General features: G+C 56.1%; 9 protein-coding genes. 8 read left to right on the plus strand and 1 reads right to left on the minus strand.

The annotated features are described in order from the left end of the window. Positions 1 to 63 precede the first annotated feature (63 nt). The 4 genes from RW092_RS00525 (at position 64) to RW092_RS00540 (ending at position 3,248) form a co-directional block, all read left to right on the plus strand. A complete protein-coding gene (locus tag RW092_RS00525; RefSeq protein WP_316009224.1) occupies positions 64 to 876 on the plus strand; it encodes an ABC transporter ATP-binding protein in 813 nt (270 codons plus the stop codon). Between the two features lie 148 nt (positions 877 to 1,024). Beyond that, a complete protein-coding gene (locus RW092_RS00530) occupies positions 1,025 to 2,548 on the plus strand; it encodes an MDR family MFS transporter (protein ID WP_316009225.1) in 1,524 nt (507 codons plus the stop codon). 158 nt (positions 2,549 to 2,706) lie between these two features. Continuing rightward, on the plus strand, positions 2,707 to 3,048 hold the full coding sequence (locus tag RW092_RS00535) for a hypothetical protein (protein WP_016313582.1): 342 nt from the start codon (positions 2,707 to 2,709) through the stop codon (positions 3,046 to 3,048). A 26-nt stretch (positions 3,049 to 3,074) separates the two neighbouring features. Then, complete coding sequence (locus RW092_RS00540; RefSeq protein WP_016313581.1) at positions 3,075 to 3,248, plus strand: hypothetical protein; 174 nt, start codon at positions 3,075 to 3,077, stop codon at positions 3,246 to 3,248. 166 nt (positions 3,249 to 3,414) lie between these two features. Here the strand turns inward: RW092_RS00540 and RW092_RS00545 are convergent, their stop codons facing one another. Continuing rightward, the gene (locus RW092_RS00545; RefSeq protein ID WP_028538054.1) at positions 3,415 to 3,882 is read right to left on the minus strand and encodes a MarR family winged helix-turn-helix transcriptional regulator; all 468 of its coding nucleotides are present in this window, start codon (positions 3,880 to 3,882) and stop codon (positions 3,415 to 3,417) included. Positions 3,883 to 4,148: 266 nt separating this feature from the next. On the opposite strand from RW092_RS00545, the gene RW092_RS00550 reads away from it, so the two are divergent. The 4 genes from RW092_RS00550 to RW092_RS00565 all read left to right on the plus strand — a co-directional run. Beyond that, a complete protein-coding gene (locus RW092_RS00550) occupies positions 4,149 to 5,492 on the plus strand; it encodes an MFS transporter (RefSeq protein ID WP_232228289.1) in 1,344 nt (447 codons plus the stop codon). A 99-nt stretch (positions 5,493 to 5,591) separates the two neighbouring features. Continuing rightward, entirely contained in the window at positions 5,592 to 6,311 is a 720-nt protein-coding gene (locus RW092_RS00555) for an ABC transporter ATP-binding protein (RefSeq protein ID WP_016313578.1), read from the plus strand. Positions 6,312 to 6,369: 58 nt separating this feature from the next. Then, entirely contained in the window at positions 6,370 to 7,710 is a 1,341-nt protein-coding gene (locus tag RW092_RS00560; protein WP_316009226.1) for an ABC transporter permease, read from the plus strand. A gap of 335 nt (positions 7,711 to 8,045) precedes the next feature. Next, positions 8,046 to 9,056, plus strand: a 1,011-nt coding sequence (locus tag RW092_RS00565) for a thiamine pyrophosphate-binding protein (protein ID WP_316009227.1), incomplete at its 3' end; no start/stop codon positions are given.

A 9,056-nucleotide genomic window follows, 5' to 3' on the forward strand; every position in this document is an offset into this window, starting at 1 on the left:
AGCGAGGGCGGGGCCCCGCAGACCAGCCCCGCCTCGGGCGCGCGGCGCGCTGCCGCCGCCCTCGTGAGATCGCCGGCGGAGCTCGCCTTGTCGCCGGCCCCAGCCCGGGCTGCCGCGGCGGAGCCCGCTCCGGCCCCAGCCGCGCCAACGGCCGCCGCCAAGCGCGGCGCCGCGCCCGCTCCCGCGACTGCCGCGCCGCGCCGCACGCCCCTGCTCGAGGTGCGTGGGCTCAGCTACGCCTTCGCCCGCGGGGCCGAGCCGGTGCTGCGGGATATCCGTCTCACGCTGTACCCCGGCGAATGGCGGCTGCTGTGCGGGGACAACGGCTCCGGCAAAACGACGTTGTCCCGCCTGCTGATGGGCCTTCTGCGCCCGCCCAAAGGGACGGTGTTCTGGCAGGGCCAGGATACCGCTCGCCGGACGCTATACGATCTGGCGTCCGAGATCGGGTACGTGTTCCAGCAGCCGGAGCAGCAATTTGTCGCTTCGACGGTGCTGGACGAGCTGCTGTACAGCCCGCGCGCCGAACTGGGACTGCGGCCGCGGGACCCCATCCCGGAGGAAGTGCGGCAGCGCGCGGAACGGATGCTGGAGGCGATCGGTTTAAGCGGCAAAATGAACGAATCGCCCTATTACTTAAGCGGTGGGGAGAAGCGGCTCCTAAGTGCCGCCTCGGTCATGATCTGCCCAAAGAAGCTGTATATCCTTGATGAACCTACGGCGGGCATCGATTACATCGGCGTCCGCTTGCTGACGGCGTTATGCCGTGAGGCGCTGGATCAAGGGGCAGCGCTGATCATGATCACCCATGAGCCGGAGTTGTTTGAAGGCCAGCCCATCCAGCGTTGGCGAATCGGGGAAGGGCAGATTCACTAAACGAATTAATATACTTCCATTGCGGAGGACAAACCAGAAGAAGAGGGTTCTGGTTTGTCATCCGCTTTCTTTTTTCAGAGGGTTCAACTATAATGAGAGTTTGTGGAATCCTTGCCCGGTATGGAAAGAAAGGAAGTTTTATTTCATCATGAAACCAATGCAATTGAAACGGAATTATATTTTGACGGGCTTGCTGCTGTCTACGTTTTTAGCGGCGATCGAAGGCACCGTTATCGGTCCGGCCGGACCGCGGATCGTGGGTGATCTGGGCGGCGCTCGGCTGCTGAGCTGGGTGTTTACCGCCTATTTGCTGACCATGTCCGTGACAACGCCGATCTTTGGCAAAATCAGTGACTTGTACGGCCGCAAACCGGTGTTTGTGATCAGCTCCCTGCTGTTCTTGGCGGGTTCGGTCCTGTCCGGCACGGCGCACAGCATGGGTCAGCTGATCGGGTTCCGCGCCCTGCAGGGCATCGGAGCTGGCGGCCTGCTGCCGGTGACATTTACGATTATCGGCGACATTTATTCGATTGAGGAACGCTCCAAAATTCAGGGATGGATCAGCTCGGTGTGGGGCATCTCTTCTTTGATTGGACCGCTGCTGGGCGGATATGTCGTGGATTCATTGAATTGGCGCTGGGCATTCTATTTTAATGTACCGTTTGGCCTATTGTCGCTCTATTTCATCATCGTCTATTTACATGAACAGATCGAGAAACGGAAGGTGAAGGTGGACTATCTGGGGGCCGTCACCTTTACGATTGGGGTCTCCGCTTTGCTGATTGGGCTGGCGACGGGCGGGCAGCAGTTTGCTTGGGCCTCGCCTTGGCTGATCGGGATGTTTGCCGTGGCTGCCGGGTTCCTGGTGCTCTTCTTCATCGTCGAGCAACGGGCCGAGGAACCGCTGGTGCCGCTGAAGCTGTTCCGTATCCGGGATATCGCCTTCTCCAATATCACCAGTTTGTTGGCGAGTGCCCTGCTGATTGGATTAACCTCGTACTTGCCGCTCTGGATTCAAGGGGTGAAGGGGCAAAATGCGACGACCTCCGGGCTGGTGCTCGCCCCAATGTCCATCGGTTGGATGTTGGGCTCCGTCCTGGGCGGCCGTTGGATCATCACCCGCGGCTGCCGTCAAACTTCGCTGATCGGGATGGTGATTATCGCCCTCGGGGCGGTAGGATTAGCTACGATCCATGACGGCACGCCAATTTGGCCGCTGTTGATTTATAATGCGCTGTATGGGATAGGTTTTGGCTTTTCGTTTACCGTATTTACGATTATCTCCCAATCCTCCGTGGGCTATAGCCTGCGCGGAGCTTCGACAGCGCTGAACTCCTTCGTCAAATCGATAGGGCAGACGATTGGAGTTACTGCCTTTGGGACTTTGATTAATCTGCAGATTGTCGCCCGGACGAAGAACGGCACGGCGTCAGGGATTCCAATCTCCCAGGATGATATCGACCAACTGCTGTCACCAGAGAAAGTCCACTTGCTTGCCCCTGATCTGTGGAGCGAGCTAAAGGAAGTGCTGGCGCAAAGCTTGGATACGCTGTTTATCGTCATGGCTGTGCTTGCGATCGTGGGCATCTTATTCGCTTTCGGGCTGCGCAACCAAGCACCGGAGCAAGAAGAGGACGTTGAGGCGGGGGAACCCTCCATCGATAGAGCTTAAATTCATGTTGTTGCTGCGGGCGGTCTCTGCGAAATGGGGACGGCCCGTTTGGCTTTCCAGCGACCTTTGAGTGGACCGCGGTTTGCCGTATCTTTTACATGAAACGGTATAAAAAAGCCTGCCTCTCCGCACCTTAATAGGAAAGGGGAGGTGTAACTATGAACAAGGTCATGAATGTGGACCAACACACGCTCGTCAACGCTTGGCAGAAGCAGCTGCCGGAATATTTGAACCCGGGAGACTCCGTACAGGTGCAAGCTGATGAGGCGGACCCCCAGGGGCTGCGGATTCATATCAATGCGGCGGGACATCAGCTTTATTCCTTCGATTTTCAATGCTCTTATATGGACCCGCGCGAGGTTCGTGTCGAGCTGGTAGATGTGGAGCGGGATGGGCAGACGATTGCCGAGAACAGCGAGGAAATTCAGGAGTTAACCGGAGACTATGTCCGTCATATTCATGAATGCGCGCAAGCCTTAGCGCCGCTGACGAACCCTTAACAACGAGAAAGCGAGGACTTAGGCTTATGTCACGAAGCAAATCGGGAATCGATAAAAATTTGACGAATGTCGTAGAGGATCTGGACCAAACGCCGGTCAACGCCCATCATGCCCAACAGATGCAACAAAAGGTGAATGACCGACGGCACACCAATATGGAAAACCGTGATCACAACAAGGATATGGACCCGACCCATTAAGGGTTGGAGCAACCATAAAAAATCACCTTATCGGGCCCATAGCTCCTAAGAATAAGGTGATTTCATCACTGTATTTTTATGTAAGGAAATTCTCAGGGATATGCCGAAGCAGGCTGTGTCCAGGTTCATCATGCCGATGAGCCATGGATACAGCCTATTTGTTATCTTACTTCCGCAGCAACGGGGCAAGCTTCTCAGCTTCACGGCCCATTTTCTTCAGCAATTCAATCATGACCTTCTTCTCCTCATCGGTCAGCCCGCTCAGCGCGTGGTCAATCCGCTCCGCATACTCCGGATACAGTTGGTCCATCAGCTCTTTGCCCTTAGGCGTCAGATTAGCATAAATTACGCGCCGATCGCGTGGGCAAGGCGTGCGGTGCAGCAAGCCGGCTGCTTCCAGCTTATCGATGACATACGTTACGTTTCCGCTTTGCAGCAGCAGCTTCGCGCCAATTTGTTGAATCGGTTGAGAGCCTTTGTAATACAGGACCTCCAGAACGGCAAAGGCCGTCGGATTAAATCCTTGGATTTTGCTCCCCATAACTGCATGTTCGTTGACACTCTTAAATGATTTGGCAAAAACCCGGTACAAATGCAGTGACAAATCCGTTCCGCGTTGTTCGGTGGTCATCATGTGCATCCCGCCCTTATTTTATATTTGTGAATCTTTGAACTTGATCGAGTACTTGTAATCTTAAACCACCTGAGATTTAAAAAAAATATAATTTATCACAATTTGCGTCTTTTTGTATGGAAATAAATGTAACTCGCTCTGCCTTCAGACCGCAAAAATTTCATTCTGCGGCGCAGGGACGGAATCGGCCCCGAGACGGATGGAAACCCCTTTCCGATTCATTAAGATAACTTCATAAAATCAAAGCGGAGTAGGGGATGACGAAGATGAGAAGATTCGGGAAAGGTTTAGCCGGCCGGGAGGGCTCCGGTATTTTGCAAAACCGTGCATATTTGGCGCTGTTATCGGCGCAGTTGGTATCCAATATCGGCGACTGGTTGTATTTGCTCGCCTTGCTGACGATGGTTGGCTTGAAATGGCATGCCACGCCTTGGGAAATCACAATGGTCTCGCTTTGTATGGTGCTGCCGGTCTTGTTGGGCGGCCCGTTGGCGGGGATGCTGGCAGATCGTTTTGAACGCAAAAAGTTGATGGTTATCTCCGACCTCGTTCGGTTTGGAGTACTGCTCGGCTTCGTGTTCGTCACCGCGATTTGGCAGGTGTACGTCCTGTTAATCGCCAAGGGATTTTTGGACGTCATCTTCTCCCCGGCGAAGAATGGAAAAATTAAGGAGATCGTGCCGCATGAGCAGCTGGAGCAGGCGGTTTCCTACAGTGCAATTATTGAGCAAGGCACTAAAATCATTGGCCCGGCTTTGGGCGGAATGCTGACGGCGGCATTTAGCGTAACCGTATGTTTTGTGGTAGACGCAGGAACTTTTCTTATTTCGGCGCTCTTGCTTACCAAGGTGCCTGGAAAATTGCGGAGCGCGGCGTCGACACCGGCGGAAGGGGAAGCCGGGCAAGCGACAGCGTCCCGGAAACTGAAGCGGGGATTTTGGACCGAAATGGCGGCTGGCATCAAAATTATCGGCGGCATTCCGTTGCTTGCCGTTGCCACGTTGACTTTGTGCGCGTGTTTGCTTGTTCTGCAAATCGCTGATTCGCAAGCTGTGGTCTTGTTCCGGGAGATCCCCGGGGTGCCCGACGATTTGCTGGGGTGGTGCATCACGTTTAGCGGGGTTGGGACCTTAACTGCAGCGTGGCTCACGAGGCATCTTAAACTTACGCCGCTGTATAAAATGGGGATCGGCGGAGCCATGCTGGGGTTGGTGTTCGCGGCAGCGGGCTTTATCGTAAGCCAGGTCACGTTTACCGAAGGAGTGATGGCGTTGATGCTGGCACTGTTCGCCTTCGCCGGGTTAGGCGCGGGGATGACGTTTATCCCGTTTCAGGTCACGTTGCAGCAGCGGACCCCGGAAGCGGTGACCGGACGCGTATTCGGTACGGTATCGAGCTTGACCTCGACCGCAACGCTGATTGGACCGCTGTTTGGCGGCTCACTGGTGACCGCCTTTGGGCCGGAGCCCGCCTTCATTTTATCGGGCAGCCTCATGGCCGTTATGGGCTTCCTGCTCTTGTCGATTGCTCCGGCCATTATGAAGCGGGATCGTGCCGCAGCTGTACCAGCGGTTTCGGGGGCGGAGGCTGTAGAGGCTGTGGAGGCGTAACGGAAGCAGCTTGATTTTCCTGGTTTCCGGTGCGACATGTACAAAAAGCCATCATGTCTTATAATGAAAGAAATGACTGGAGATTCGAGGAGATTCTTATTGGAACAAACACAAGCATGGTTGGAAGTGAATATTCATGAGGCGGGGTATGAGTCTGGAAAGGCCGCCATCAAGCAAATTTCACTCGAAGTGAAGCCCGGTGTTCTTACCGGGCTTATTGGGCCTAACGGAGCGGGGAAGAGCACCACGCTGAAGGCGATCCTTGGCCTGCTGCCGTTTGCAGACGCAGAGGTGACCTTTCATGGCGGGGCGAACCATTATGCTTATATTCCGGAGCAGCCGGTATTTTACGATACGCTGACGTTATGGGAGCATTTAGGGCTGGCTGCTGCCGTATATGGAATGGACGAGTCCACGTTTGAGCGGGAAGCTGCGGCGTTGCTGGAGAAGTTCCGCATGACTGACGCGCGCGACTTGTTGCCGGGAGGCTTCTCCAAAGGCATGCGGCAGAAAATGATGCTGATGATCGGGTTTCTCGGCCGTCCGGATGTATATATTGTGGACGAGCCGTTTATTGGGTTGGATCCGCGGGCAACCAAAGATTTTCTTGGCTTGCTGGAAGAAGAACGCCGCCGCGGTGCCGGCGTGTTGATGTCCACGCACGTGTTGGATACGGCGGAACGGATTTGTGATGATTTTATCCTCGTTGCCGACGGACAGGTCAAAGCGGGCGGCTCGCTGGACGATATCCGTGCGGCTGCGGGGATGCCGGGGGCTTCCTTGTTTGATTGCTTCGATGCTTTAACTGTCAATGATTGATGAGAGCGGTGTCAATAAAAAAGAGGGAGCCCGGAAAACAGAGAGAGGGGGGCGCGGGTTGAGCAGCAAAACATCGATGACAACAATGACGCCTGCGGCATCCGCAGCATCAATGGTATCCATGACGGTGAGGCGCTTGTTCCTTCGGCGCTGGCGTGACCGGTTGCGGGAGAAGCTGGGCGTCTTGAAGTTTACGTTTGATTTGACGATCCTGTTATATCTTGGCATTCCCGGGTTGCTGTTAGGCGGTCGAGCGTATTACGGATTATGGCGGGAGGAGCTGCCGGCTTGGCTGGCCGGGCTGCCATACCCGATGATTCCGGTCCTGCTGCTGCTAGTTCTGTATAGCAGCGGCGGGATATCCTTCTATATCGAAGCGGCAGATGTTCTATTCTTGCGTCAGCGGCCCCAATGGATCAAGAGGTTAATGCTTAGCGGACTGGTCGCATCAGCCGTGGTTCAAGCCGTGGTGCTGGCCCTTGCCATCGCTGTGCTAAGTCCGCTGCTGGTTCGCGTTTATGGGATGAGTTGGGCCATGATTGGCGGCGTCTATGTCGTCGTGTGGGCCGCAAAAATCGTGCAGATGCTCATCCAGCAGTTACTTGGCGTATTAACCGCAGGCTGGCGCCTGCTGGTGCTGCGTTCGCTGGCCTATTCGGCGCTGGCGGCGGGCTTCGGGGCTTGGGCCGCTTGGGCCGCAACGTCGGCGGAAGCCGGGCGGCCAGCCGGGCTGGCGATTGGCATCGCCTTGCCGGTGCTGGCGCTGCTTGCCGGCGCGCTCGGCTGGTACCGCTTCCGCCTGCGGGGCCGCTTTGATGCCGAGGTGCGCGAGGAGGAGCGGCAGCGTACGAGGCTGACCGCACTGCTCCTCGCTCCGGCGGTTGAGCGGCCCAAACCTCCGCGGCCCGGAGGCTCCAAGCCTTGGTTATTCCGCCGCCTGCGCCGACTAACGCGCTCACGCCAGCCGGAGGCTCGCATCGCCGAGGCGCTGGTCAAGGCGTTCTTTCGCGGCAGCGAGTGGAAGCTGTACGCCCAAATGACGTTGGCTGGATTAGCCGCCATCGTCTTGCCGCCATATCCCGCAGTGAATCTGATTGTGTATGCGGCATTGCTTGTGCTATTGGTCTACTGGCTGAATGGCCACCGGAAATCCTTCTTTGAGCGCGAGCTGATGTCGATTCTCCCGCTGGAGGAGTCGTTGGAATACCGCAGCGGGGCACCGGCCATGCAGCTGCTGTTGCTGCCCGCGGTCATCGTTTGGACAGCGGCGCTGGGCGCCAAGTTGTATCCCCCGGCGTTGGGCTTGCTGGCAGGAGCAATCCTTGGCGTGCTGCTCGCCCGATGGCTTGGCAGTTTTTCGCGTGGAATGGGCTTATCCTCCAGACGATGGAAATCGTAGGCGAGGGCGGCCCTCTATGAAATCATAAGATATAACGTAAAGCGCTTTACTAGATTATCGTAAAAACAGCTCGGGATCGTAAATCTGATACCGGGTTGTTTTATTTTTTGTTGTCCATGCTCGTCCCAATAACCACCGTTTCGACTTGATACCTCAGACATTCCCGATATATCGCAACCTTTGTCGAGATCGACCCAAGCCTAAAAAAATGATTGCGCTTACTTCAAATTTATAGTAAAAAGTTAATTAAGCGCTTTACTAAAATTCATTGCATCATTCGGTTAAAAATGAAAGCGTTGTATTTTTAAGCGATTAAAGAAAAGTGGGAGGGCAAAATGCGGACGATCCGGCTTACAATGGCACAAGCGTTGTTAAGGTTTCTGGACAATCAATACGTATCCGTCGACGGCGTTGAGACGAAGTTCGTAGCTGGAGTCATGGGTATCTTCGGCCATGGCAATGTAACGGGCATCGGCGAGGCGCTGGAGCGAAGCCCAGGCAAGCTAGTTTATGTGCAAGGCAAGAACGAGCAAGGTATGGCTCATGCAGCGATCGCGTTTGCGAAGCAATCGCGGCGCCGGAGCATCTACGCGTGTACGACCTCGATCGGTCCTGGCGCGTTGAACATGGTGACCGCAGCTGGGACGGCAACGGTCAACCGTATCCCGCTGCTGCTGTTGCCCGGCGACAATTTCGCCTCACGGCAGCCTGACCCGGTGTTGCAGCAACTGGAAGCCGGCTACGACTATACGATCGCAGCCACAGATTGCTTCAAACCGGTAAGCAAATATTGGGACCGCATCGTTCGTCCGGAGCAGCTGATGACCGCGGCGCTGAACGCGATGCGCGTGCTGACGGACCCGGCGGAGACGGGGACGGTGACGCTTGCGCTTCCGCAGGATGTGCAGGCGGAGGCTTATGATTATCCGGAGGCGTTTTTTAACAAGCGGGTGTATGTCATTGAACGGCATCGTCCATCTGAGGAGACCCTCCGCCGGGCAGCGGAAGCCATCTCCGCCAAGCGTCGTCCCATCATCGTTGCTGGCGGCGGTGTGCGTTATTCCGGGGCAGAGGCCGAGCTGGCAGCATTCGCTGAGCGCTTTGGCATTCCGGTGGCGGAGACGCAGGCGGGCAAAGGCGTCCTGCCTTGGAACCATCCGCTGAACGTCGGCGGCGTTGGGGTCACCGGCGGCCTTGCGGCAAACCGGCTCGCGCATCAGGCTGATCTTGTTATCGGCGTCGGCACGCGGTATTCCGACTTTACGACCGCATCCAAATCGGCGTACCGGGAAGACGCGCTGTTTGTGAATGTGAACGTCAGCCGCCTGGACGGCGTCAAGCTGTGT

The sequence above is a fragment of the Paenibacillus sp. 3LSP genome, assembly GCF_032465655.1.
GTDB classification, from domain to species: Bacteria; Bacillota; Bacilli; order Paenibacillales; family Paenibacillaceae; genus Fontibacillus; species Fontibacillus barengoltzii.